The 25,169-nt window shown below is 71.8% G+C and carries 16 protein-coding genes; 9 read left to right on the forward strand and 7 right to left on the reverse strand.

The genetic code is table 11. The features are described 5' to 3' along the window. Window positions 1–702 precede the first annotated feature (702 nt). The 7 genes from VR45_RS20170 (at window position 703) to VR45_RS20200 (ending at window position 17,615) form a co-directional block, all read left to right on the forward strand. Window positions 703–2,172, forward strand: a complete 1,470-nt coding sequence (locus VR45_RS20170) for an acyltransferase domain-containing protein (protein ID WP_159394276.1) — start codon at window positions 703–705, stop codon at window positions 2,170–2,172. Continuing rightward, window positions 2,169–10,061: a cytochrome P450 gene (locus VR45_RS20175; protein WP_052709224.1), complete on the forward strand. Its 7,893-nt coding sequence runs from the start codon at window positions 2,169–2,171 to the stop codon at window positions 10,059–10,061. Before VR45_RS20170 ends, VR45_RS20175 begins: the two co-directional genes overlap by 4 nt. Window positions 10,062–10,068: 7 nt before the next feature. Continuing rightward, window positions 10,069–12,609 carry a KR domain-containing protein gene (locus VR45_RS42480; protein ID WP_052709225.1) on the forward strand — a complete coding sequence of 847 codons (2,541 nt, stop codon included), beginning with the start codon at window positions 10,069–10,071 and terminating at the stop codon, window positions 12,607–12,609. Window positions 12,610–12,689: 80 nt separating this feature from the next. After that, on the forward strand, window positions 12,690–14,123 hold the full coding sequence (locus VR45_RS20185; RefSeq protein ID WP_159394277.1) for an NAD(P)-binding domain-containing protein: 1,434 nt from the start codon (window positions 12,690–12,692) through the stop codon (window positions 14,121–14,123). Then, the gene (locus VR45_RS20190; RefSeq protein ID WP_045941199.1) at window positions 14,120–16,282 is read left to right on the forward strand and encodes an MMPL family transporter; all 2,163 of its coding nucleotides are present in this window, start codon (window positions 14,120–14,122) and stop codon (window positions 16,280–16,282) included. The genes VR45_RS20185 and VR45_RS20190 overlap by 4 nt, the downstream gene beginning before the upstream one ends. 57 nt (window positions 16,283–16,339) lie before the next feature. Then, window positions 16,340–16,825 carry a nuclear transport factor 2 family protein gene (locus VR45_RS20195; RefSeq protein WP_045941200.1) on the forward strand — a complete coding sequence of 162 codons (486 nt, stop codon included), beginning with the start codon at window positions 16,340–16,342 and terminating at the stop codon, window positions 16,823–16,825. Between the two features lie 85 nt (window positions 16,826–16,910). Continuing rightward, a complete protein-coding gene (locus tag VR45_RS20200) occupies window positions 16,911–17,615 on the forward strand; it encodes a 4'-phosphopantetheinyl transferase superfamily protein (protein WP_052709228.1) in 705 nt (234 codons plus the stop codon). A gap of 209 nt (window positions 17,616–17,824) precedes the next feature. On the opposite strand, the gene VR45_RS20205 is transcribed toward VR45_RS20200, so the two are convergent. Then, complete coding sequence (locus VR45_RS20205; protein WP_045941202.1) at window positions 17,825–18,670, reverse strand: S1 RNA-binding domain-containing protein; 846 nt, start codon at window positions 18,668–18,670, stop codon at window positions 17,825–17,827. A 66-nt stretch (window positions 18,671–18,736) separates the two neighbouring features. Here VR45_RS20205 and VR45_RS20210 point away from each other — a divergent pair, with 66 nt between their 5' ends. Then, window positions 18,737–19,948: a glycosyltransferase gene (locus VR45_RS20210; protein ID WP_045941203.1), complete on the forward strand. Its 1,212-nt coding sequence runs from the start codon at window positions 18,737–18,739 to the stop codon at window positions 19,946–19,948. Between the two features lie 148 nt (window positions 19,949–20,096). Further along, complete coding sequence (locus tag VR45_RS20215; protein ID WP_045941204.1) at window positions 20,097–20,612, forward strand: DUF6879 family protein; 516 nt, start codon at window positions 20,097–20,099, stop codon at window positions 20,610–20,612. A 21-nt stretch (window positions 20,613–20,633) separates the two neighbouring features. On the opposite strand, the gene VR45_RS42485 is transcribed toward VR45_RS20215, so the two are convergent. The 6 genes from VR45_RS42485 to VR45_RS20245 form a co-directional block, all read right to left on the reverse strand. Then, entirely contained in the window at window positions 20,634–21,890 is a 1,257-nt protein-coding gene (locus tag VR45_RS42485; RefSeq protein WP_052709229.1) for a hypothetical protein, read from the reverse strand. Window positions 21,891–22,035: 145 nt separating this feature from the next. Then, complete coding sequence (locus VR45_RS20225) at window positions 22,036–22,755, reverse strand: hypothetical protein (RefSeq protein ID WP_045941205.1); 720 nt, start codon at window positions 22,753–22,755, stop codon at window positions 22,036–22,038. A 148-nt stretch (window positions 22,756–22,903) separates the two neighbouring features. Then, on the reverse strand, window positions 22,904–23,335 hold the full coding sequence (locus VR45_RS20230) for a hypothetical protein (protein ID WP_045941206.1): 432 nt from the start codon (window positions 23,333–23,335) through the stop codon (window positions 22,904–22,906). A 250-nt stretch (window positions 23,336–23,585) separates the two neighbouring features. Continuing rightward, a complete protein-coding gene (locus VR45_RS20235; protein ID WP_045941207.1) occupies window positions 23,586–23,777 on the reverse strand; it encodes a DUF397 domain-containing protein in 192 nt (63 codons plus the stop codon). Window positions 23,778–23,827: 50 nt separating this feature from the next. Then, window positions 23,828–24,019, reverse strand: a complete 192-nt coding sequence (locus VR45_RS20240; RefSeq protein ID WP_045941208.1) for a DUF397 domain-containing protein — start codon at window positions 24,017–24,019, stop codon at window positions 23,828–23,830. Further along, window positions 24,012–24,977 carry a Scr1 family TA system antitoxin-like transcriptional regulator gene (locus tag VR45_RS20245; RefSeq protein WP_078896680.1) on the reverse strand — a complete coding sequence of 322 codons (966 nt, stop codon included), beginning with the start codon at window positions 24,975–24,977 and terminating at the stop codon, window positions 24,012–24,014. The genes VR45_RS20240 and VR45_RS20245 overlap by 8 nt, the downstream gene beginning before the upstream one ends. Window positions 24,978–25,169: the final 192 nt, after the last annotated feature.

Here is a 25,169-nt window from a genome sequence, read left to right on the forward strand (position 1 = left end):
GGGGAGGGCGGGGTGTGCGTCGATTGGGCGGGGGTTCGGGGAGGTTGTCGGGGGACTTCGGGAACCGCTTCCGGAAGTAGCGGCAGAAGCGTTTCTGTTTCGCGCTTTTTCGTGGCGCACAACTTGACATGGCCTGGCGAAATGAGGGTTGTGACGAAGTCGGCACGGGGCTCCGGTGCAGGTCAGGAATGTTACCGACCGGTCGCCCAAGAAAGTACTTGACTTGCCGTCAGGCACATTCCTAGGGTGAAACAAGTATGAGGGTGTGCTTCGGCACGCAGCGGTACGGGGGAAGAAGAACTTGAATGTGGCAGTGGCTGACAATTGCGGAACCGAAGTCGGTCATTCCACTTGTTCGACTGGTGGGCAGCGGTAGGGGGCGGTGACGACCGCCTGACGTCGTGGGGGGTCGACGGACTCCAACGGCGTTCTGTTGCAGGCCAGTTGCTCGGACGTTTCGCGCGCCGCCAGGGTGCGCCGCCGAGCCGGACCTCCGGATGCATTTCCGGACAATGGCGTCCTCAATGCCGTGTCCGAAGGCATCGAATTCGGCTGTGATCGCGTTCTCGAGTTAACCGAAGATTAACCGGAATCGCCTCTCTCGAGTGTTGGGGCATGAATACGGTCTCATCGGTCAAGGAAATGCGGCGCGATCCGCCGGTGCAGCTGATCACGCAAATGAGTATGGGGGAAGTGTGCGTCATGCCTGAAACTTCGATTGCCGTCCTCTTTCCGGGGCAGGGTGCGTTCTACGGCCGTGCCCTCGCCGACCTGCGGGACGAGTTCCCCGAGGTGGGACCGGTCCTCGCCGAGATCGGTGACGCCGCCCGTCCGCTGCTCGGCGACCGCGCGGTGGACCAGCTGTTCGCGACGCGGACGCCGGACACCGAGCAGCTGCTCCGGGAGGCCCCGGAGGCGCTCCAGCTGGCGATCTACGCGGTGTCCACCGCCACCTACGCCGTCCTGCGGGCCCGTGGTCTGCGCCCGAACGTTCTGATCGGCCACAGCCTCGGCGAGATCGCCGCGCTGGTCGCCGCGGGCGCGTTCACGCCCGCCGAGGGCGCCGAGATCGTTTGCCACCGGAGCATCGCGCTGCGCGAGGCCGGTCTGGGCGACGCCTACATGGCCGCCATCGGCACCGACGCCGGCCGGGCGCAGCGGCTCGTCGACCTGGTCGGCGACCCGCTGACCGGTATCGCGGTGGAGAACCACGCGGGCCAGACCGTGCTGTCCGGTCGGGCCGAGACGCTGGACACGATCGGCCGGCTGGCCGCCGTGCTGAAGATCGACTTCGCCCGGCTCAAGTCGCCGTACGCCTTCCACAGCCCGCTGCTCGGCCCGGCGGCGGAGAAGTTCGCCGCGCGGATCGCGGACATCCGCCAGCGTCCGCTGGAGACCACCGTGCACTCGCCGATCATCGGCCGCGCCTACGAGGACGCGGACCGGCTGACCGAGCTGCTGGCCGGGCACTTCACCGCCCGGGTGCGCTTCGGCGACACCGTCCGCGAGCTGGCGGGCACCGGTGTGTCGGTGTTCGTCGAGAGCGGCGCGCTGGACGCGCTGAGCCGGATCACCGGCCGCATCGTGGAGTCGCCGGTCACCACCGTGCCGACCCTGCTGCCGGAGGCGGGGGGCGCCGCCGTGCTGCGGCAGGCGCTCGACCGGCTGGCCTCGGTGGGTGCGGTCGCGGCGGGCTCGGGCGGCTCCTCGGCGGACCAGCTGCGGGCGGCGCTGCTGTCCGACGTGCCGGCCGAGGACTTCGAGGCGTTCTGGAACGGTCGGGGTGTCGAGGTCCGGGCGTTCGCCCGCGAGGCCTACCTGACCTACCTGGGCGCGAAGGAGGAGGAGCCGAGCGTCGGCGCGGCGAACGGGAGTGTCAACGGCCACCTGAGCGCCGCGGCCGTGCCGGCGGTGGCGGTGGACCGGGACACCCTGGTCCGTCAGCTCGCCGACATCTACGCCGAGGCGCTGGAGTACCCGGCCGAGGTGTTCGAGGAGGCCACCGACCTGGAGGCCGAGCTGGGTGTCGACTCGGTGAAGCAGACGGAGCTGCTGGTGCGCGTCGGCAACCGCTACGAGCTGCCGCCCCGGCCGTCCGACGTCCGTCCGGCCGCCTACAACACCCTGGGCAAGATCGCTGACCTGATCATCGCCTCGGGCGGATCGGTGTGAGCGAGGTGTCCCAGGAACTGCAGGGAAAGATCGCCCTGGTCACCGGAGGGGCGCGGAACGTCGGCAAGGTCATCGCCAAGCGTCTCGCCGCCGACGGCGCGCTCGTCGTCATCAACCACCTGCACTCGCCCGGGCCCGCCCGGGAGACCGCCGAGGAGATCGAGCGGGCCGGCGGCCAGGCGTACGTCATCCGGGCGTCGGTCGCCGTCCGGGGCCAGGTCGACCGGATGTTCGACGAGATCGAGGAGCGCTTCGGCGGCCTCGACATCCTGGTCAACAACGCCGCCAACGGCGCCCTGGTGCCGGGCGGCGAGGTCACCGACCAGCTGATCGACCGGGCCCTCAACACCAACCTCAAGGGCGGCCTCGCGTGCGCCCAGCGCGCCGCCGCGCTGATGGCGCGGCGGGGCGGGGGCAGCATCGTCAACCTGTCCACGCTGGGCGGCGGCCAGTTCGTGATGGCCAACTACCTGGCCTGCGGGCCGGCCAAGGCCGCGGTGGAGGCGATGACCCGCTACCTGGCCGTCGACTACGCCCGGGACGGGATCAGGGTCAACACGGCCGCCGCCGGCATGCTCTACAGCGAGGTCGTGGACCTCTTCCCGGACGCCGAGCGGATGCAGCGGGCGACCGTCGAGGCCACTCCGATGGGGCGGCTCGGCCACCCGGAGGAGCTGGCCGAGGTGGTGGCCTTCCTGGCCTCGCCCAGGTCGAGCTGGATCACCGGCCAGGTGATCCTGGCGGACGGCGGACTGTCCACCGGGCAGGCGCTGCTCTCGCCGCCGCGGGCGCTGGTGGAGCCGGTGCCGCCGACCGTTCCGGTCGGGGAGCCGGTGGAGGAGTCGGAGGACGCGTCGGTGGTCACCGCCGCCGTGACCGCGCCCGTGACCGTGACCGCGCCCGCCCCGGTCGCCGCACCCGTCACCGCCGCCGTGCAGGCCGCGGTGACCCCGCGTCAGGCGCCGGTGGTCAAGGCCGCGCCGGCCCCGGTCGCGCCGGCCCCGGTCGCGCCGGCCCCGGTCGCCCCGGTGGCCGCGAAGGAGGCGGTCGAGGAAGAGGCCTTCGACGAGGACGACGAGATCGCCATCGTCGGCATGGGCATCGTGGTGCCCGGCGCCAACGACCTCGACGAGTACTGGCACGAGCTCATGCACGGCGCCGACCGGTTCGTCGAGATCCCCGCCGACCGGTGGGACAACGACAAGTTCCACTCGGCCGACAAGCGCGACGAGGACAAGACCTACTCCAAGCGCTCGGCCTTCATCACCGACTTCGTGCCGCACCCGCAGCTGGCCCGCGAGCTGGCCGAGGCGGGGACCGACCCGAACGCCGTGGAGTCCACCACGCTCTGGCTGCGCCACTCGCTGCTCCAGGCCATGGAGGGCGTCCGGCACAACCCCGAGGACCGCTGCTCCTTCCTGGTCGGCTACACCGCCGACGGCAGCCAGCACCTGGAGGAGGCGACCGTCCGGGCCGGTGTGCTCGGCCGGATCGCGCCCATCCTGGACGGTCTCGGCCTGTCCGGGGCGGACCGGGCCGCCGCGCTGGCCACCGTCGAGCGGCGGCTGGCCGGGCACTACCCGCGCAGCGGCCCCGAGCCGCTGCACTTCTTCCCGCACCGGGTCGGGCTCAACGCGATGCGCGACGTGCTGCCGGACTCCGCCGAGCTGCTGCTGGTGGACACCGCCTGCTCCTCCTCGCTCTACGCGGTGGACCTGGGCCTCAAGGGCCTGCTGGAGGGCCGGCACGACATCGCGGTCTGCAGCGGCTCGTTCGCCGTGGGCCCGCGCGGGTCGATCCTGTTCGCCAAGCTCAACGGCCTGTCGGTGAGCGGCGAGGTCCGCTCGCTCGACAAGGACAGCGACGGGGTGCTGTTCTCGGACGGCGCCGCGACCGTCGTGCTCAAGCGGCTCAGCCGGGCCCGCCGGGACGGCGACCGGGTGCTGGCCACTCTGCGCAGCTTCGGCTCGTCCTCGGACGGCAAGGGCAAGGCGATCTACGCGCCGAGCGCGGCCGGCCAGAAGCTGGCGATCCGCCGCGCGCTGGACCGGCCGGGCATGGACGACGTGCGGCCGGACTGGATCGTCGCCCACGCCACCGGTACCCCGGCGGGCGACCTGGCGGAGTTCACCACCCTGCGCGAGACGCTGGGCGGTCATGAGCCCGGCCGTGCCCCGGTGGTCGTCACCTCCAACAAGTCGGTGATCGGGCACACCGGTTGGGCCGCGGGCGTGGCCTCGCTGATCGAGGTCGTGCTGGGCTTCCGGCACGATGCGATCCCGCCGCAGCACCGGTTCACCGAGACCCCGGCGGACTTCGCGATCGGCGGCTCCAACCTGGTCGTGCCGACCGAGGCGGTGCCCTGGCCGCGCGGCGCCCGCCGCCGCACGGCCGCCGTCTCCGGCTTCGGCTTCGGCGGCACCAACGCCCACCTGGTCGTGCAGGAGCCGCCCGCGGCGCCGAAGGCGCCGTCCGGACTCCCGCTGCCGGCGCGGACCGAGCAGGTGAAGCCGCAGCGGATCGCGATCGTGGCCCGGACGGCGCACGTGCCGGGCACCGAGACCGCCGACGAGCTGGCCACCTGGCTGGGCCGGACCGGTCCGGAGGACGTGTCCTTCGGCGACACCTACCCGCTGCCGTCGTTCCAGCAGGTGCGGATGCCCCCCGGCATGATGCGGGGCATCGACCGCTGCCAGCTGATGATCCTCAAGTGCGCCCACCGGCTGCGCGACAGCCTGGGTGCGTTCTGGGAGGACAACAGCGAGACCACCGGCGTGGTGCTCGGCCACCTCGGGGCGACCCGCAACGCGACGCTCTACGCGCTGCGCTGCTACCTGGACGATCTGACCATCGCGCTGAAGGCCGATGCCTCGCTGGCCTCGGCGCCGTGGCTGCCGGAGGCGCTGGAGCTGCTCAGGACCGAGGTGCGGCGGCTGGTCCCGCCGTCCAACGAGGACTCCTTCCCCGGCATGATGCCGAATGTGATCCCGGCCCGGGTCGCCAACTATTTCGACCTCAAGGGCCTCAACATGACGGTCGACACGGGGTTCACCTCGACCCTGAGCGCGATCGACGTCGCCATCCGCTACCTGCGGCAGGGCGAGCTGACGATGGCGCTGGTCGGCGGCATCAACGGCAACAGCACCGACGAGGTGCGCCAGCTGCTGGACGAGGCCCTCGACGACCGCAGCGTGCTGGCCGAGGGCGCCTTCCTGTTCGCCCTGGTGACGGAGGAGACCGCCGCCGCGGCCGGGCTGGAGGTGCTCGGCTACCTGGACACCCCGCTCGCCGAGGCGGAGCCGGCCGGAGAGCCGGCCTCGGCCGCGGGGCCGGTGCCGACCGTCGAGTGCGGGGCCGTCCGCCCCGGCCGGGAGGTCTGCTACCTGGGCGCCGAGGGTGCGATCGGCATCCTCCAGGTGCTGGCCGAGGAGCCGGCCGGGCGCGACGCGCTGGTGGTCTGCCGCGGCGAGAACGGCGCGCCCGACCTCAGCGTCCGGGTCTCGGCCCCGCTGTCGGCGGCCGTGCCGGCGCCCGAGGCCGAGCTCCACGTGCCGTCCGCGTTCTACGACGAGCGGCTGTACGACGACCGGCACCCGCTGGTGGTGAGCCGGCACGTGCCCGGCCTGACCGAGACGCCCGGCGAGCCGGTCCGCGCCGAGCTGTCGTTCTGGCCCGCGGAGCCCACCGTCGTCCTGACCGACCGGCCGGAGACGGTGACGGCGGCCGGGGCGCCGGCCGGCACCCTGGTGCTGTCCACCGTGCCCGGCGGTCCCGGGGTCCGGCACGTGCCGGACGCCGAGGCGCTGGCGGGGCTGCTGGACGAGGCGGACCCGCGGCGGCTGATCCGGCACATCCGGGTGGTCACCGACCTGTCCGGCGCGGACACGGCCGGTCCGGCGGAGGCGGAGGCGCTGAGCGCCCTGCACGAGCTGGTCTTCCTGACGGTGCAGCAGCGGCACGAGGCGCTGGCCGACGAGGCCGGCGGCGCGAGCTGCGTCGGGCTGTTCCTCGGGGCGATGACCGACCGCACCCCGCACCCCTTCACGGGCATGTTCACGGGCCTGTTCAAGGTGATCCACCTGGAGTACGCGCCGCAGTGCCTGACCTACGCGCTGATCACCGGGGCGCGGGAGGCCGCCACCGGGGTCGCGCAGGCGGAGCGGGAGTCGGCGTTCCGGCGCGGCGTCCCCTCGGCCTTCCACGACGGCGGGCGGCGGCTGACCGTCACCCTCGCCGAGGAGCCCGGCGAGCTGCTGCCGCCGGGGGAGGCGACGCTCGGTCCGGACAGTGTCGTGGTCGCGGTCGGCGGCGGGCGGGGCATCACCGCCGAGCTGCTGGCCGAGGTCGCCCGGCACTTCCGGCCCCGGGTGTACGTGCTCGGCAGCAACCCGGTGGACTCCCACCCGGCCGAGTACCTGGAGCTGGACGACGAGGCCTTCGCCAAGGGCCGCGCCGACTACATCCGCAAGCAGCTGGCGCTGCGGACCGGCCGCAACCCCGCGCAGCTCAACCGCGCGTACGAGCGGATCGGCCAGGCGCGGGTGATCCGGGCCAACCTGCGCCGGATCGCCGAGCACAGCGGTGCGGGCGCGGTGCACTACGTGCCCTGCGACGTGACCGACCGCGAGCAGGTGACGGCCGCGATGGACCGGATCCACGCCGAGGCCGGGCGGATCGACCTGCTGGTCAACGCGGCGGGGCTGAACCGTTCGGCGCCGATCGCGACCAAGAGCCTGGCGGAGTTCCGGCAGGTCCGCGACCTGAAGGTGCTGGGCTACTTCAACCTCAAGCACGCCCTCCGGGGCCGGCTGCCGCGTGCCTGGTGCAACTTCGGTTCGCTGCTGGGCATGACCGGCCAGGTCGGCGAGGCCGACTACGCCTCGGGCAACGACTTCCTCGGGGCCGCGGCGACCTACCACCAGCAGGTGCTGGGCATCCACGAGTTCACCGTGGGCTGGACCCTGTGGGGCGAGGTCGGCCTGGGCGCCAACGAGTTGACCAAGGCGTACTTCGAGAAGAGCGGCCTGTACTCCGCGATGAGCACCGCGGAGGGCGTGCACCACTTCGTCCGCGAGCTCAACCTGGCCAAGCCGTCGCCGTACACCGTGCACCTCGGTGACGCGGAGCGGCGGGCGGTCGACCGGCTGCTGCCGGGCTTCCTCAACCCGGGGGCGCCGCGCGGCGGTACGGACTCCGCGGTGCCGCTGGAGCCGGTGCGCCCGGAGCGGCCGGCCGCGGCGGGACCGGTGGAGCCGGAGGTGCTGCCGTTCTACCTCGGCGAGGTGGTCGAGCGCGGCACGGACTCGGTCACCTTCGAGCGGGTCTTCGACCTGGAGCGGGACGACTACCTGCGCCACCACAAGGTCGGCGACGCGCCCACCCTGCCGGGGACGTTCGTCACCGAGATCGCCTTCGAGGCGGCCTCCTGGCTGGTGCCGGACCTCAAGGTGTACGCCTTCGAGGACCTGCGCTTCCACCACTTCCTCAAGGTCCGCGAGTCGGACCGGGCCGGGCTGCGGAAGCGGATCCGGGCCGAGCTGGTGGAGCGGCGGGCCGATCTCGGCCAGGCCGTGGTGGCGGTGCGGATCACCCACGACGTGGTGGCGCCCAACGGCACCGTACTGGTCAAGGACCGGCTGCACTTCGAGGTGCGGGTGCTGCTGGCGGGCGACCTGCCGGACGCGCCGCACTGGAAGGCCTGGCACCCGGCCGCGGAGACGCCGGTGCCCGACCCGTACCACAGCCCGGGCTCCCCGGTGCTGCTGACCGACCTGTTCGTGTCGACCACCGACACCCGGCTGCACCCGGACGGCAAGCGCGCCACCTACAACCTCGAACTGCCCACCGACCACCGGGTCTTCGGGAGCTTCGGGATCCCGGTGGTGCTGCTCGACGGGCTGGCCAGGACCGGGGTGCTGGCCCTGGTCGACGGCGACCTGATCCCGCTCGCGGCCCCGCTGGGCATCGGCCGGATCGACGTCTACGAGCACGGCGGCGACAGCCATGTCGCGGCCCGGTACGGCCGGGTCGACCTGTACGCGGTGCTGCCCGGGGCGGAGGCCGACGGGCGGAACGCGGGCAGCGGCAACCGTTTCGTCGCCGTCCGTCCGGACGGGCGGATCCTGATCCAGATGAAGGACCTGGACTGGACGCTGATGGGCTATCTCGACCGCAGCACCGGGAAGTTCGTGACTCCCGAGGAGGTGGCCGAGGCGGCCGCCGCCCGGGCGGTCGGTCCTGGTACCGGTACCGGTACCGGTAGAGCGGAACCCGAGGCGGCAGATCCCGGGGCGGCCCCCGCCGAGGCCAGTGAGGTGGTGACGGCGATGGGAAAAGCTGAGGCCGGCGCGGCTGGTGGGCCGACGCCGGCGGCCACGGACCCCCAGTACGCCACGAGCAGGAAGGCGAGCACCGACGTGACCGCGAGCAAGGAGAACGGCGGGGAGCCGGCCCCGGAGCCGGGTACGGCGGTGGCCACGGTCGTCGCCGCGCCCGAGCGCCGCCCGGCGCGCCGCCCCGCGCCCGCCGTCGCGCGGCTCGCCCGCCCCGCCCCGGGGCCGCGCGGACTGCGGACCGTCCCCGGCAACCTGCGCAAGTTCCAGCGCAACGCGCCCGCCCTGTTCACCGAACTGAGCCGGGCCTACGGGGACATGGTCCGGCTGCCGCTGGGCTACTTCACCGTCCACCTGAACTACCACCCGGACAACATCAAGTACGTCCTCCAGGACAACAACCAGAACTACATCCGCGGCAAGGGCTACGACGCCTTCAAGATCTTCATGGGGATGGGCCTGCTCACCCTCGACGGGGAGGAGTGGAAGCAGCACCGCCGGGTGGTGAACCCGCTGTTCCACAAGACCGCGATCGACAACATGGCGACCACCATGACCGACTCCACCGCCCTGGTGCTCGACCGCTGGGAGCAGGGCGGGTCGGACAAGGCCGGCATCGACGTGGTGCCGGAGATGATGGACCTCACCCTGGGGGCCCTCGGCAAGGTCATGTTCGACACCGACCTCCACCCGCTCAGTGACCGGGTGGGGCCGGCGATGGTCACCTCCATCGAGGCCATGGTCTTCCGCGGCACCCTCAACCAGCTGACCCCCGAGTTCGTCCCGATCCCGTACAACCGGCGCATCCGCCAGGCGCGCAAGGTGATGTACGACGTGGTGGACGGCATCGTCGAGGCGCACCGGGACGGCCGGCACGAGGGGCTGACCGACCTGGTCAGCCTGCTCCTCCAGGCCCGGGACGAGAGCGGCGGCGAGTGGACCCGGCAGCAGGTCCGGGACGAGATCATGACGGTCTTCATGGCCGGCCACGAGACCACCGGCACCGGCCTGGCCTGGGCGCTCTACGAGCTGGCCAAGGACCCGGAGGCGCAGGAGCGGCTGCACGAGGAGGTCGAGCAGGTGCTCGGCGGGCGCACGCCCACCATCGAGGACCTGCCGAAGCTCCCGTACGCCAGGATGGTCACCGACGAGACGCTGCGGCTGCACCCGCCGATCTGGGTGTACCCGCGCGACGCCGTCGCGGAGGACGACGTCAACGGCTGGCACGTGCCGGCCGGCGGCAGCGTCTTCATGGTCCCGTACGTCACCCACCGGCACCCGGACTACTGGGTCGACCCGGAGCGCTTCGACCCGGAGCGCTTCACCGAGCAGAACCGCGCCCAGCAGCCCCGGTACGCCTACTTCCCGTTCGGCGGGGGCCAGCGCAAGTGCATCGGCAACCAGATGGCACTGGTGCAGACGCACCTGACGCTGGCCATGGTGGCCCAGCGCTTCCGGCTGCGGCTGGTCCCCGACCACCCGCTGACGCTGGGCACGCTGGTGTCCTTCCGCCCGGTGGACGGCATCCGCCTCGTCGTGGAGCCCAGGAAGCGATGACACGCCGATGACACTCAAGGAACCGATCACCCTCGCGGAGGCCCTCGCCCCGCCGGTGGTGGACTACCCGCAGGACGGATCGGTGCGCCCCGTGCGGCGCCACGTGTGGGAGCCGGTGGAGACCGCCGCGCTCCCGCCGGGCGCCGCCCCCGGGCTGCGCGGGCGCTCGATCGCGGTGGTCGGTGGCCGGGAGGCCACCGCCGCCGCGGTCGCCGCGGCGCTCACCGCGGCCGGGGCGCGGGCGCACCGGCTCGCCCCGCCCGCCGAGGGGCAGCGCGGCGGCTTCGCCGAGGCCGCGGCGGCCCTGTTCGCCGCGGCCGGGCGGATCGACGGGATCGTCGACCTCAACCTCGAGGAGCCCTTCGACCGCAGCGGCCCGGACGGCTGGGAGGCACCGTTCCGGCAGACGGTCGCGATGCTCCAGGCCTGCTTCGCGGACTGGATCACCGAGACCGACGCGGTGCGGCTGTTCTACCTGCCGGTCACCTGGCTGGGCGGCCGGATGGGCTTCGGCGCGGACCGGGTCGAGCAGCCGCTCGGCGGCCTGTGGGCGGGGCTCGCCAAGGGACTGCCCCGGGAGGTCCCGAACTGCAACATCAGGATCCTCGACCTCACCGCCGAGCACTCGGCGGAGGAGATCGGCGAGCTGGTGAGCCGGGAGCTGTACCGCTGGGGCGCGTTCGAGATCGGCCATCACGGCGGCCGCCGCTACAGCCTGCGGGCCCGCCACGCCCAGCCCGCCCCGCCGGTCCGCGCGCTGCGGCCCGGCGACACGGTGGTGATGTCCGGCGGCGGGCGCGGCATCGGCTACGCGCTGGCCCGTTCGCTCGCCGAGGAGTTCGGCGCGCGGGTGGTGGTCAGCGGTCGTGGCGCGGTGCCCGACGCGGCCGCCGTCCCGGCGCTGGCGTTCGACGAGCGGGAGTTCCGGCGCTACCGGGACGAGCGGCTGCGGGAGGCCGTGGCCGCCCGCCGGGTGCCGCAGGTCCGCGGCGAGCTGGAGAAGCTGGCCCAGGAGCGCGAGCTGTGGGCCAACCTCGTCTCGGCCCGCGAGGACGGTCTGCGGATCGACTACGTGCAGTGCGACATCACCGATCCTGCGCAGGTCGCCCGGCTGGTCGACGAGGCCGGCGACCGGCTGGCCGGCGTCGTCCACAACGCGGGCGTGGACGTGCCGGTGCGGCTGCCGGGCAAGACCGAGCAGATCGTCTCGCTGGTCGTCCGGGTCAAGGTCGGGGGCTTCCTCAACCTGCTGCGGGCGGTGGCGGACCGGCCGCCGCTGGCGTTCTTCTGCAGCGTCGGCTCGCTGACCGGCCGCTGGGGCGGCATGGTCGGCCAGCTCGACTACGGGGCCGCCAACGAGGCGCTGAGCCGGCTCGGGCTGTGGGCCTCGCAGGACGGCGAGCAGTCGGGCCGGGTCCGGCGGACGCCGGTGTCCACGGTCTGCTGGCCGACCTGGGAACGCCTCGGGATGATCACCAACTACGAGGCCACGCTGCGCTACATGTCGGCGGTGGACGTCCGTGAGGGCCTGTACCACTGGAAGCGGGAGCTGTTCTCCGGCGGCAGCGGCGAGTCGACGTTCATCGGCGACGTCGGTCCGGCGATGCTGCCGTCCGTGCTGCGCGGCTACCAGCAGGACACCGGTCTGCCCGGGATCGAGCGGCTCGCCGCGAGCCGCTACTACCTGGGCGAGCCGCTGGACTTCCGGCCGTACGCCGCGCTGACCACGGAGCACCTGCTGACGGCCGGGGAGCTGCCGTGCTGCGACGACTTCCGGGTCGGCGGCGAGCCCGCGCTGCCGGTCTCGCTCTGCCTGGAGTACCTGCGGGCGGCCGGTGACTGGGTGCTGCCGGAGAACGGGGACCAGCTGCGGTTCGCCGAACTCCGGGACCTGGACGTGGACCTGGCGGAGCTGCGGGTCGGCCCCGGCCGGCGGACGGCGGTGCTGACCCGGCACGCCGAGGGCCGCTGGGCGCAGGACGGCGGCTGGCGGGTCGCGGTCACCCTGGAGCGCGAAGGGCGGCGGCTGGCCACCGCCGAACTGGTGTACCGGGCCGGTGAGTTGCCGCCGGAGCAGGCGATGCTGCCGCCGACCGGGGCCCTGGGGGCGGAGGACGTGGCACCGCCCGCGCCGGGCGGCGCGCTCAGCTGGAGCGGGCACGCCTTCCGGCTGGCGGCCTGGCAGCGGGACGCGGTGGGCGGCCGGCTGTACGGGCGGGCGGAGCCGGGGCGGACGGCGGACCTGCTGCTCGCCTCGCCGGCGCCCGGTTCGGCCCTGCCGCTCAACCAGTTGGAGAACCTGCTGCGGGCCGCGTGGCTCGCCCAGGCGCCCGGCGCGGGTGCGGCGGGTGCGGTGGGTGCAGCGGGTGCGGCCGGGCGGGTCCGGCGGCTCACGGTGGAGCGGCTGTCCGTCGCGCCGTCGGCCGGGGAGGGCACCGTCCTGCTGGTCGGCACCCCGGACGGCCGCGACTGGACCGGCTACCACCCGGTCGAACTCTTCGAACCGTGCCCGGTGGTGCTCCGGGTGACCGGCCTGCGCCACCACTGACACCGGACGGTCCGAGGCCGCCCGGTACCGACCAATTCACCGTGCCCCGGGGCACGGCACGACACCACCAGGGGGATCCGTTGACCACGATCGTTGACCGGTCGAAGGCCTATTGCGTCGTGGGCGCCGGGGCAGGTGGTCTGTCCGCCGGCAAGAACCTGCGGGAGTTCGGCATCGAGTTCGACGTGATCGAGCGCGCCGACGACGTGGGCGGCAACTGGTACGGCGGCAACACCTACAGCGCCGCCTACGACTCGGTGCACCTGATCACGTCCAAGCCCTACATCCAGTACGACGACTTCCCGATTCCGGCGCACTTCCCGACCTACCTCGGCCGGGAGCACGCGCACGCCTATCTGCGCTCCTACGCCGAGCACTTCGGGGTGTACGAACACGTCGAGTTCAGCCGCACGGTGGAGTCGATCGAGCGCCGGGACGGCTCGCCGGACTGGTTCGTCACCCTCGACGGGGGCGAAGTCCGCCGCTACGCCGGGGTGGTGATCGCCAACGGCCACAACTGGAGCCCCCGGTCCCCGGAGTACCCGGGCAAGTTCGACGGGGAGATCCTGCACTCCTGCGAGTACCGCGACCCGGAGCCGCTGCGCGGCAAGCGGGTGCTGGTGGTCGGCGGCGGCACCTCCGGCTGCGACATCGCGGTGGAGTCCTCGCAGAATGCCGCGTCGACCTCGCTGAGCATCCGCCGGGGCTGCTACTACTGGCCGAAGTACCTGTTCGGGATGCCCACCGACGTGCTCTACGAGAACGTCCTGAAATGGCGCATGCCCCGGCCGGTGGTGCGCTTCTTCGGTAGTCTCTTCCTGCGCCTCAACAGTGCCGGACGGCCGGAGCAGTACGGACTGCCGAAGCCGTCGCACAAGTTGCTGGAGGAGCATTTCGTCATCAATTCGACGCTCCTCTACCACCTGGGGCACGGTGATATCGGGGCGAAGCCGGACATCGCCGAACTCCGGGGGGACCGGGTGAAGTTCAGCGACGGGAGCGAGGAGGCGTACGACGTGATCGTCTACGCCACCGGTTACCGGATGACCGAGTTCCCGTTCATCGATCGCAAGTACCTGAACTGGAACGGGCGCACTCCGCAATTGCACCTCAGTGCGTTCCACCCTGAGTACGACAACCTTTTTGTCATCGGTTACTTCCAGACTTCCACCGGCAACTGGCCGATCATGGATTACCAGTCCCAGCTCATGGCCCGCTACCTGCACCTGCTGCGCACCGACCCGCGGCGGGCGTCCTGGTTCAAGCAGGCCAAGTCCACGCCGATGGCGGCGGCCGAGCTGAACGGCGGCATCCAGTACTACGACTCCGAGCGGCACTGGCTCCAGGTCGAGCACTTCTCCTACCGGGCCCTGCTGCGCAAGCTGGTCCGCCGGATGAACGCCGACCCGCCGCCCGCCGTGCGCAACCGCGGCACCGCGGCCGGAGCCGGCGGCACCGGCCCCGCGGAGCAGGCCAACGCGCCGGCGGCGAACCGGCTGAGGAGCCACGCATGATGGACCTGATCGCACGGCTGGCGAACCGGCATGCCCGGGTGATGGTGCTGTGCGCCGTGGTGGTGGCCGCGGTGGCGGCCTTCATCGGCGCGCCCGTCGTCACATCGCTGACCGGCGGCAACCCGGACTTCGTCACCCCGGGGTCGGGCAGCGTCCGGGCGGACGACCGGATCGGCGCGGCCACCGGCATCCAGAGCGACGGCGGCATCATCGCCCTGGTCGACACCGGTGCCCCGGTGGACGACCCCCGCACCCGGGAGGAGGTCGAGAAGGTCGCCGGGCTGATGGCCGGGGACCCGACCTTCGCCGACGTCCTGACCTACTACCGGACCCAGGACCAGAACCTGGTCTCCAAGGACGGTCAGCGGACGATCGTGGTCGGCCGGCTCAAGGACAGTGCGGAGGACCACTACCAGGACGCCGTCGACCGGCTGTCCGACCGGCTCGACGGCGACGCCGCGGTCAAGCTCGGCGGCAGCGAGGTGGTCGGCAACCAGGTCGTCAGCACCGTCCAGCACGACCTGGAGCGGGCCGAACTCCTGGCCTTCCCGGTGCTGTTCCTGCTCTCGCTGTGGATCTTCCGCAGTCTGGTGGCCTCCGCGCTGCCGCTGGTCATCGGCGGCCTGAACGTCGTGCTGACCCTGTTCGGGCTGCGGGTGGTCGACCAGTTCACCCCGATGTCGATCTTCTCGCTCAACCTGGTCACCGCGCTCGGCCTCGGCCTCGCCATCGACTACAGCCTGCTGATCGTCTCCCGCTTCCGCAGCGAGATGACGGTCGAGCCCGACATCGACCGGGCGATCCGGGTCACCCTGCACACCGCCGGCCGCACCATCCTGTTCAGCTCGCTCACCGTGAGCGCCGCGATGGCCTCGCTGTTCGTCTTCCGCCAGCGCTTCCTCTACTCGATGGCGGTCGGCGGCCTGCTGGTCTCCGCCTCGGCGCTGCTGGTCGCGCTGCTGGTGCTGCCCGCGATGCTGCGGCTGCTCGGCCGGCACATCGACTTCCTGGCGCCGGCCCGGTTCCGCCGCTCGCTGGAGGCGCCGGAGAACACCGACGGCGGCTGGTTCGCGCTGGCCCGCGGTGTCATGCGGCGGGCCCCGCTGGTCGCGATCGGCGCCGGCGCGCTGCTGGTGCTGCTCGGACTGCCGTTCCTGAAGGTCGCCTTCACCACCGTCGGCCCGTCCTCGCTGCCCACCAGTACGAGCAGCCGCTCGGTCGCCGACACCCTGCGCGCCGACTTCCCCGCCGACCCGCTGGAGTCCGTGCAGGTCGTGGTCGCGGCCGGCGGCGACACGGCGGGCGCGCAGCCCCGGGTGGACGCGCTGCGCGACCGGATCGCGGCCCTGCCCGGCGCGGCCGCCGTCACCCCGGCCGTGGCGCTGAACGCGGACACCTGGCTGCTCCAGGTCACCCCCCGGGAGCCCGGCCTCAGCGGGGAGAGCCAGACCCTGGTCAAGGACGTCCGGGCGCTCTCCGGCCCGGACGAGGTCCTGGTCGGCGGGCAGACCGCCACCTTCGTCGACCTGGAGGACAGCCTCACCGGCCGGCTCCCGGCCGCCGCGCTGATCGTCTTCCTCACCAGCATGCTGGTGCTGCTGCTGATGACCGGCTCGCTGGTGCTGCCGCTCAAGGCCGTGCTGATGAACCTGCTCACCCTCGCCGCGACCTTCGGCATCCTGGTCTTCGTCTTCCAATGGGGCCACGGGGCCGGGCTGTTCGGCACCGAGGCGCAGAACGCGCTGGATGCCACCCAGCCGGTGCTGCTGTTCGCGATGGTCTTCGGACTCTCCACCGACTACGGCGTGTTCCTGCTCGCCCGGATCAAGGAGGCCAGGGACGCCGGGGTCGGCGAGGCCGAGTCCGTCGCCCAGGGCCTGGGCCGCACCGGCCGGGTCGTCACCGCGGCGGCGGTGCTGTTCTGCGTCGCCCTGGGCGCGCTCGCCACCTCCGAGATCGTGTTCATCAAGGAACTCGGGCTCGGCACCGCGCTGGGCGTGCTGCTGGACGCCACCATCGTCCGGGCGCTGCTGGTGCCCTCGTTGATGCGTCTGCTCGGCCAGTGGAACTGGTGGGCCCCGGCTCCGCTCCGGTGGCTGTACGAACGATTCGGGCTCCGTGAGGGCGGGGCGCCGCCGCTGGCCGTCGAGAAGTCGTAAGGTTTTGACGCACCGTCACCACTATCGACCGGCCTTTCTACGACCAGAGGTGGAAACGTGTACCACGCCATCGTCCGGCGCAACCTCCGCAATTCGTTCGCCGACGTCAACCGCGGCAACTATGCGGCCATCGTGCGGCAGTTCACCCCCGACGCGGAGCACTGGTTCTCCGGCGCGCACGCGCTGTCGGGCGGGCGCGACACCGCCGAGCAGATCCAGCGGTGGTACGACCGGCTGGCGGAGGTCATGCCCGACCTGCGCTTCGAGCTGAAGAAGGTCGTCGCCAAGGGCTGGCCCTGGGACACCGTGGCCTTCGCCGAGTGGGTCGACCACCTGACCGACCGCGAGGGCAACCGCTACTCGAACCAGGGCGTGCACGTGGTCCGGATCAAGTGGGGCAAGATCACCGAGCTCCACATCTACTGCGACACCGAGCTGCTGGAGTCGGTGCTGGACAAGCTGGGCGAGCAGGGCGTCGGCGAGGCCGTCGCCACGCCGGTCGGCAGCCCCGGCCCGTTCCGCGAGGCGCGCGTCGGCAGGTGACGCGCGCGGGTACGCCGACGCGGGCGGTCCGGTGACACCGGGCCGCCCGCCGTCGTTCGGTGTGGGTGTGGGGGAAGGGGGAGGGATGAACGCGCAGGACCCGGGGGCGGTCGAGCTGTGGCTGCTCGAAGCCGCCGCCGTACCGGTGGGACCGGCCGAGCTGGACGGCCTCGACGAGGAGGAGCACCGGCGGGCCGGTCGCTTCGTCCGGGACGCCGACCGGGCCGTCTACCTGGCCGCGCACGTCGCGCTGCGGCACGTCCTCGGCCGACGCCTGGGGCTCGCCCCGGCGGCACTGGCCTTCGCCCGGGAGCCGTGCCCCGGCTGCGCCGAACCGCACGGGCGGCCGCGGCTGGCCGGTGACCCGGCCGGAGCCCCTGCCGGAGACCTGCACTTCTCGCTCTCCCACGGCGGCGGCCGGGTGCTGATCGGCCTCGCCGACGCCCCCGTCGGCGTGGACGTGGAGCCGCTGCCCGCGGCCGACAGCGTGGAGGTGCTCGCCACGACGCTGCACCCGGCCGAGCAGGCCGAACTCGCCGGCGTCCGGCCGGGGGACCGTCCCGGCGCCTTCGCCCGGCTGTGGACCCGCAAGGAGGCCTATCTCAAGGGCCTCGGCATCGGGCTCGGCCGCCCGCCCGCCGCCGACTACCTCGGCACCGCCGAGCCCGCGCGCCGCCCGGCCGGCTGGGCCGTCACCGATGTACCGGCGGGGCCCCGGCACGCCGCCGCGGTGGCGCTGGCCGGGGGCGGCGCGGCGGTGGAGTACCGGCTGCGGCACAGCCTGGGCTGACGCCGGCCGTGGTGCGGGGGCGCGGTGGTCAGGGGTCGTGGGCATCCGGGCCGGTGGCCTCGACCCGGTCGACTCCCTGCGCGGGAGCCCCCGGGTGATCGGAGTTCGCGGGAGCGGGGACGGCGGGTGATCGGATTTCTGGGGAGCGGGGACGGCGGGTTGTCGGGCGGAGTGGGAAGTCGGACTCGCCGACTTCCCACTCGGGGTACTCAGTGGTCGGATCCGGCGGGGCCGGGCAAGGCGCGCCGGAGGGACAGCAGCAGGCGCCGCCGCTCCCGATCGAGTCCAGTGATGACGACCGTGACGTCCTCACCGACCCGGAGGATGTCCTCGGGCTTCTCGACGGGCGTCGACGCGATCTCCTCGAGCGGGACCAGCCCTTCGACTCCCTCGGCCACTCGCACGAAAGCGCCGAAGGGGATCAGCCTGGTGACTTCTCCGGGCAAGGTCCCGCCCACCTCGTTGTCGGCGGCGAAGTCCCGGAAGGGGTCCGGTTGCGTGGCCCGGAGGGACAGCCGGGCCTCGCCGTTCCAGGTGTCGAACTGGAGGAAGGCGCAGGAGACGCGTTGCCCGATCCGCACGACGTCCGCCGCTGCTTGGAAGGGCTGCCACGCCAGTTCGGGGTACGTGATGAAGCCGACGCCGGGGAAGACCGGGTGGGCGGGGCCGTCGTCCAGGGCGACGAACACGCCGAACGACTCGATCGCCGCGATCGTGCCGGAGAGGATCTCGTCCTGCTCCAGCCCCTTCAGGAACGCCCATAGCTCGGGGTGTGCGGCGGCCGCCATGGAGAGGCGGACCACGCCCTCGGCCAGGTCGACGGTGGTCACCCCGGCGGTGATCCGCCGGCCGACCTCCAGGGCGTCGAGCCGGGCGTCCCCCCAGGGCAGGTCCAGGGGGCCGACCGACCCCAGTGGTCTCGCGGGGAACCCGTCCAGGGTCACCGCCGCTCCCTGGGAACGGGTGACTTCGGTGACCACGCCGTCGCAGAGGTCACCGACGTTGATTGATGCCAAGAAGCTCCGTACGTCCTGATCGTCCGACACCTCGTTCATGGTGGTCAGCCTTCCACGAACTCCGTTCGGCGACAGGGGCCGTGGCGAGGGAGGAGAATCGGCCGCATGCGTGCTCTGATCATCACCGCCGGTTCACGAGGAGACGTCGCGCCCTTCACGGGGCTGGGGCGGAGGTTGCAAGAGGCGGGGCACGAGGTTGCGGTGGCCGCGCATTCGGCGTTCGAGGCGCTCATCGGGGGGTGCGGTCTCGGGTTCCGGGCGGTGCCGGGGGATCCGCAGGGGCTGATCCGGGACTGGGCCCGGGCGGGGTCGCGCGAAGAAGTCCAGGCGCTGACGCGGGCGTACGCGGACGGGCTCGCCGACGGGGTGGCGCAGGCCGTGGAGGGTGGCGTCGATGTGCTGCTCACGGCCTTCGGTCCGGCGTCGCTGGCGAGGGTGGCGGGGGAGGCGCTCGGCATTCCCGTGATCGGCACCTACCTCGTACCGTCCGTTCCCACCGGGGAGTTCGCGCTGCCGAGCGCGCGCGGCGACCTCGGCGGGCCGGAAGGCAGGCTCGCCGCAGGTCGGGACGTGGTGCGGCGGGCGGAAGGGGTCTTCTCGGGCGCCGCGACCCGGCTGCGGTCGCATTTCGGGCTCCCCGCCCAGGGGCCCTCGGCACTGTCGGGCGTCCGGCCGGTCTTCCACGGCTTCAGCCCGTCGGTGCTGCCGCGCCCCGCGGACTGGCCGTCCTGGGTCGACGCCTCCGGCTACTGGTGGTCCGCCCGGCCGGACGGCTGGCAGCCCCCGGCCGACCTGGTCGACTTCCTCCAGGCCGGCCCGCCCCCGGTGTTCATCGGCTTCGGCAGCATGGCGGTGGGGGAGGGCGAGCGGCTCGGCGAGCTGGTGGCCGGGGCCGTGAAGCGGGCCGGTGTGCGGGCGGTGGTGCAGGCCGGGTGGGCCGGGCTGAGCGGCTACGGCGACGACATCCTGGCCATCGGCGACGTCCCGCACGACTGGCTGTTCCCGCGCACCGCCGCCGCCGTCCACCACGCCGGCGCGGGCACCACGGCCGCCGCCCTGCGGGCCGGCGTGCCCGCCGTGCCCGTTCCGGTCATGGCCGACCAGCCGTTCTGGGCGGCCCGGCTGTGCGAACTGGGAGTCGCGCCCCGCTCCCTGCCCTTCGCGGACCTCACCGCCGAAGCCCTCGCCGCCGCGATCACCGACAGCCTCACCGAGCCGTCCCACCGCCGCCGCGCCACCGAACTCGCCCACGCCATCGCCAAGGAGGACGGCGCGGCGGCGGTCCTGGCACACCTTGAGGGAGGGAGCGCGGGCTGATCGGGTACTTCAGCTAAGCGGTGTCGATCAAGTCCTTTGGCCCGAAAGGAGAATCCTTCCAGGTTCTGGTGGACGAGTGCTCTCCTCCGTCCGTAGCGTCGTACCTGCCGGGTCCCGTGTGCGGCCGCCGGTTGGGAGGAGGCTGTCCGTGTTCCTGGACGGTGACCAGTGGCGCAAGCACTTCGACGGCTACCGGCGCAGCGCGTTCCGACTCGAAGCGCAGCCCGTCTACACGATGCCGCGCGAGGCCGAGAACGTCGCCCGATTCCTGCGGGGCGAGCCGAAGCCCGCCGAGCACAATGCGGCGTGGCACGCGAGGGTGCGGGGCTTCGTCTCCTCCGGTCGGACGATCGGGCGGGTGCGAGTGGTGCGGCAGCCGTTGACCGACTACCAGCGCTACCAGTTCGCCTGGGGCATCCCCGGCAACATCGCTGCGGGCGAGGACATCCGGATCCTGGACGTCACCGAACAGGATTTCGGGATTCCGCTCCAGGACTGGTGGATGTTCGACGACTCCTCGGTGGTGCGGCTGAACTTCCGCGCCGACGGTACGCAGATCAACCGTGAACTGGCCGACGACCGGGTGGAGGAGTGCCAGGAGCTGAGGCGAACGGCACTCGCCCATGCGGTGCCGTTCGCCGGCTACGTGGCGGCTCGCGGCTGACCATAGTGGGGCGTCTCGGGCTCAGAACAGGTCGGCGAGGCGTTGCCACCAGGGGGTGGGGGCCGGTTGCGCCGTGGCGACGGGGACGAAGGTGGTCTCGATGGGGATGTCCCAGGTGAGCAGGGTGGCCGGGAACCAGGTGACCGGTTTGGTGTCGTCGCGGGCGTTGGCCCAGGTGGCGAGGCGTTCGGCGGTGGTGCGGTCGGGGAGCAGGCCGTGGTTGTCGGTGGTGATGCCGAGGTCGCGGACGGCGTCGTTGTGGAGGTTGTTGCAGAGCCAGGTGTGCAGGATGCCGTGGTCGTAGCCGAGTACCTCCCAGCCGAGGGCGCGGCCGCCGTCGGCCGGCTCGGGGGTGGGGTCGGGGCCGTCGAGGTGGGCGAGCAGGACCGGTTCGTAGGTCTCCGCCTCGCGGATGTCGGTGACGAGCGCGTAGGCGTGGTCACCGGGGACGAGCAGGGCGAACAGCCGGGCGTCGGCGGGGACCGCGACGGTCGCGCAGGCGGCCAGGGCCTCGGCCGGGGTGGCGAACCAGCAGCCGTCCTGCGGGAGCTGGTCGATCAGGCAGGCGGAGGCGGTGGTCAGCAGCTCGGTGCGGGGTATCCCGGAGCCGTGCAGGGACTCCGGCGCGGCGACGAAGTAGCCCGCGAGCAGGGGGTCCGTGGTGCGGGGAGGGGCGGGTCTGCGGGGCCGGAGCAGTATGGGGCGGGCTTCGCCGGGGAGCGGCGAACGGCCTTCCGTGAGGTGGAAGAGGTAGTTCCGGAGGTACTCGTTCAGCCCGCCGTCCAGGTGGGCGAGGTAGTCGCGCAGCCCCTGCGCGGCGTCCCGGTAGTGCTCCCGGTACTGGCCGTGGACCCGCGACCAGCGGTCGGAGGTCGTGATCGCCCACTCGCGCACCCGCCCGCGCTCCTGCCACCACTCGCGCACGGAGGCGTCGGTCCAGTGCTCGTCGCCGTCCATGGCGAAGCCGCCGTGGCCGAAGAAGCAGCCGCTGAGGAGGTCCTTGGTCTGCGCGGCGTCGGTCGGCTGGCGGTAGACGAACTCCTGCCCGTCCAACGGTCCGAACTCGTCGTCGTACGCGATGTGGAACGGCGCGTCGAGCCGCCCCATCTGCATGGTGTCGGTGTCCGCCCCGTAGAACGGCCCGGGGACGTTGCGCCAGTTGCGCCCCGCCCAGAGCCCGCCGAACTGGTCGAGCGACGGATTCTCGGCGAGCAGCCGTCGGGCGGTGGGCAGCGGGTCCCAGTAGCCGCCGGGTACGGGGGTAGTCCCGTCGTCCATGGGGCCGGTCCGTTCTGTGGTGCTGTGCAGGGGGCTGGTGGCAGGCTCCCAGTGATATCAGAGCGGAGAAAGACCTGGTCGGGACGGGTGGGCACGGGAGTGCCCCTCGCTCCGGGGGAGCGAGGGGCACACGGAGCGAGGGGTGTCAGGCCTTGCGGATGTAGTAGCCGGTGCCGCTGCCGTAGCAGCTGTTGGTGCTGTAGGAGCCCGTGACGATCCAGCCCGCCGGGAGGGGGGAGAAGGAGCACACGGAGGCGGTGGTCTGGGTGGTGATCTTGGCGATGTTGTAGCCGACGCCCGTGCCGACGCAGCTGTTGGTGCTGTAGGACCAGGTGACGACCCAGTTCGGCGGCATCGGGGTGAAGGAGCAGACGGAGGCGGTGGTGGAGTTGGTGACGTTGGCGATGTTGTAGCCGACGCCGGTCCCGACGCAGGCGTTGGTGCTGTACGACCAGGTGACAACCCAGTTCGGCGGGATGGGCGTCATGGAGCAGACGCTGGCGCTGGTGGAGTTGGTGACGTTGGCGATGTTGTAGCCGACGCCGGTCCCGATGCAGTTGTTGGTGCTGTAGGACCAGGTGATGACCCAGTTCGGCGGGATCGGCGACATGGAGCACACGCTGAGGCTGGTCGCACCGTTCGAATCGGTGATGTTGTAGCCGACGCCGGTGCCCGGACAGGCGTTGGTGCTGTACGACCAGGTGATGACCCACCCGGCCGGGATGGGGTTGTTGGAACAGATGCTCGCGCTGGCGGTGACCTGCTGCGTGGCGGCCTGGGCCGGCGCGCTCGCGGCGGTCATCAGGCCGAGGAGCATCAGTACGGCGGTTATCAGGTGCGGGACGTGCTTCCGTGCGGTCTTCATGTCGGCCTCGAGTCCTCTCGACGTTCCACGGCTGCGGCGATGCAACCGAGACGAACCATTCGCTCACTGTCTGTTCGTCGCGGCTGAGATGGTGTCAGAGATGCTGGAGTGGCACCAGGGCGCAGTGGGAACACCCTCCGAGGGTCCGTCAGAGCCTGCGGATGGTGTAGGCGATGTTGCTGCCCGCGCAGGTGCCGGTGCCGTAGGAGCCCGTCACGACCCAGCCGGCGGGGAGGGGGGAGAAGGAGCAGACCGTGGCGGTGGTCTGGGTGGTGAGCTTCATGAGGGTGTACGCGTAGCCGGTGCCCGCGCAGGTGCTGGTGGTGTAGGAGCCCGTGATCACCCAACTGGCGGGGATGGGTGAGATGGAGCAGACCGTGACGCTGGTCAGGTTGCTGGTGTCGAGGATCGTGTAGATGTACCCGGCGCCCGCGCAACCGTTGTTGGGGTAGGAGCCCGTGACGACCCACCCTGCCGGAATGGGCGAGTTGGAACATATGGTCGTGCCGGCGGTGAGCCGCTGGGGGGCGGCCTGCGCCTGGGCGGTTGCGGCGGTCATCAGCCCCAGGAGCAGCAGCACGGCCGTCAGTAGATGCGGGATGCGGCTCCGTAAGGTCTTCGCTGACATTCTGGGATCCCCTCGGCGTCCGGTGGCTGCATCTGTGCAGCCGGGATGAACGATTCGCGCACTTTCTGTGTGCACCAGCTGAGATGGTGTCAGAGCCGCTGTGGGCACACCAGGGTGCCGAGGGCCGGGTGCCGGGGCTGGAGGGGTGTGGTTGCGCCCCCTCGCTCGGTTCGAGCGAGGGGGCGCCGGGGGTGCTGGGGGGTCAGGCGTGGTGGTCGAGTTCGCCGCTCTTGATGGTGTGGAGGAGGTTGGCGATGGCGGTGGGGGTGGTGCGGAGGATGTTTTCGCCGTCGTCGGACTCACGGAGTTCAACGAGCGCGTCTGCGGCCCGGAACTCGACACAGTCGTCGTGCGATCCGCTGTAGGTGGACTTCTGCCATTGGGTGTCTGTCACTGCTTCCCTTTCGCGGTTGGGGTGGACGCTGTGGGCGGGAAGAACTGGGGTTAAGCGTGGTGGTCGAGTTCGCCGCCCTTGATGGCGAGGAGGAGTGAGGCGACAGTGGTGGGGGTGGTGCGGAGGATGTTCTCGCCGTCCTCGGACTCACGAAGCTCAACTAGCGCGTCCGCGCTCCGGAACTCGACACAGTCGTCGTTTGATCCGCTGTAACTGGACTTCTGCCATGTGCCGTTAGTCATGGGTGCGGTTCATTTCCTTTCTCACGGACTTGATGAAGTCTCGTGACTCAGCTACTGAAAGGGCCATCGAGTCCATCTGGGCAAGGATGGCCCGGAACCTTGCCACGTGGGCAGGGGCGTCAAGTCGCCGGACTCCGAAGCCGGTGTCGGTATGCACCGTGTCGAGGTCCGGGATCGGTCCTTCGGCATACGTGAAGTTGTCGATGGGGCTCGGGAGGCCGATGGCGTCGAACGGCAGTACTCGAACGGCGATGCCAGGTGCTTCGGAGTCCTCGATGAGGGCATCGAGCTGATCGGCGCGGACCTTGGGGCCGCTGAACTGCATGCGCAGTGCAGCCTCGTGGATGAAAGCCGAATACTTCGTTTCGCCGGATCGGACCGTCTGTTGGCGTTGGATCCGGAAGGCGGTTCTGAGGTCGATCTCGTGCCGGGGAATAGGCGGGTACGCGTGCGAGAAGACAGCCGCGGCGTAACCGGCTGTCTGAAGAAGCCCAGGGACGAACGTGATGGCGTAGGTCGCGAGCCCGTGAGCGTGGTCCTCCAGCTCGGCGATCTCGAGGAAGTCCTCCGCGAGTGTGCCCCGGTACGACTCCCACCAGCCGGCCTTGCCTCGTTCGGTGATGATCTCCGCGAGGGCATCGATCAACGGCTGGTTGGTGCACATGCAGGCGGCCGCGATGGTACGCAGGCGGTCGACGCTGATGCCGATCTTCCCGGACTCCATCTGCGTCACCTGGGCCGGGTTCATCCCGACGGCGCGGCCGAGTTGGCTGCCGCCGAAGCCGGCCTGTTCGCGCATTCTGCGGAGCTCTGCGCCCAGCCTGCGTTGGCGGAGGGTGGGGTTCGGTCGAGCCATGGGGTCCTTCCGTGCCGGGGTGTTCACAGTCTGCCGCGCCGGTCGGAGGTGGGTCCATCTACGGCCGGAGTTACCACGGTAGAGGGAATATCTCGGTTCCATGGAAAATTTCCTACGAGCCTGAGATATGGTCCCGTCAGGTCGATCCGACGGATCGTCAGTAACGCCTGTTCCCTGCGGCGGTAGGCGCCTGCTGCCCGCTTTCGGCGTACGTTCCTCCCCCCTCCCTGCCCCTCCCCTTGGAGGTTCGCCATGCGTGCCTGCAACCCGCCCGACTGCTCCGCCGTCCGGGCC

The sequence above is a fragment of the Streptomyces sp. NRRL S-495 genome, from assembly GCF_000966955.1.
Classification (GTDB): domain Bacteria; phylum Actinomycetota; class Actinomycetes; order Streptomycetales; family Streptomycetaceae; genus Kitasatospora; species Kitasatospora purpeofusca.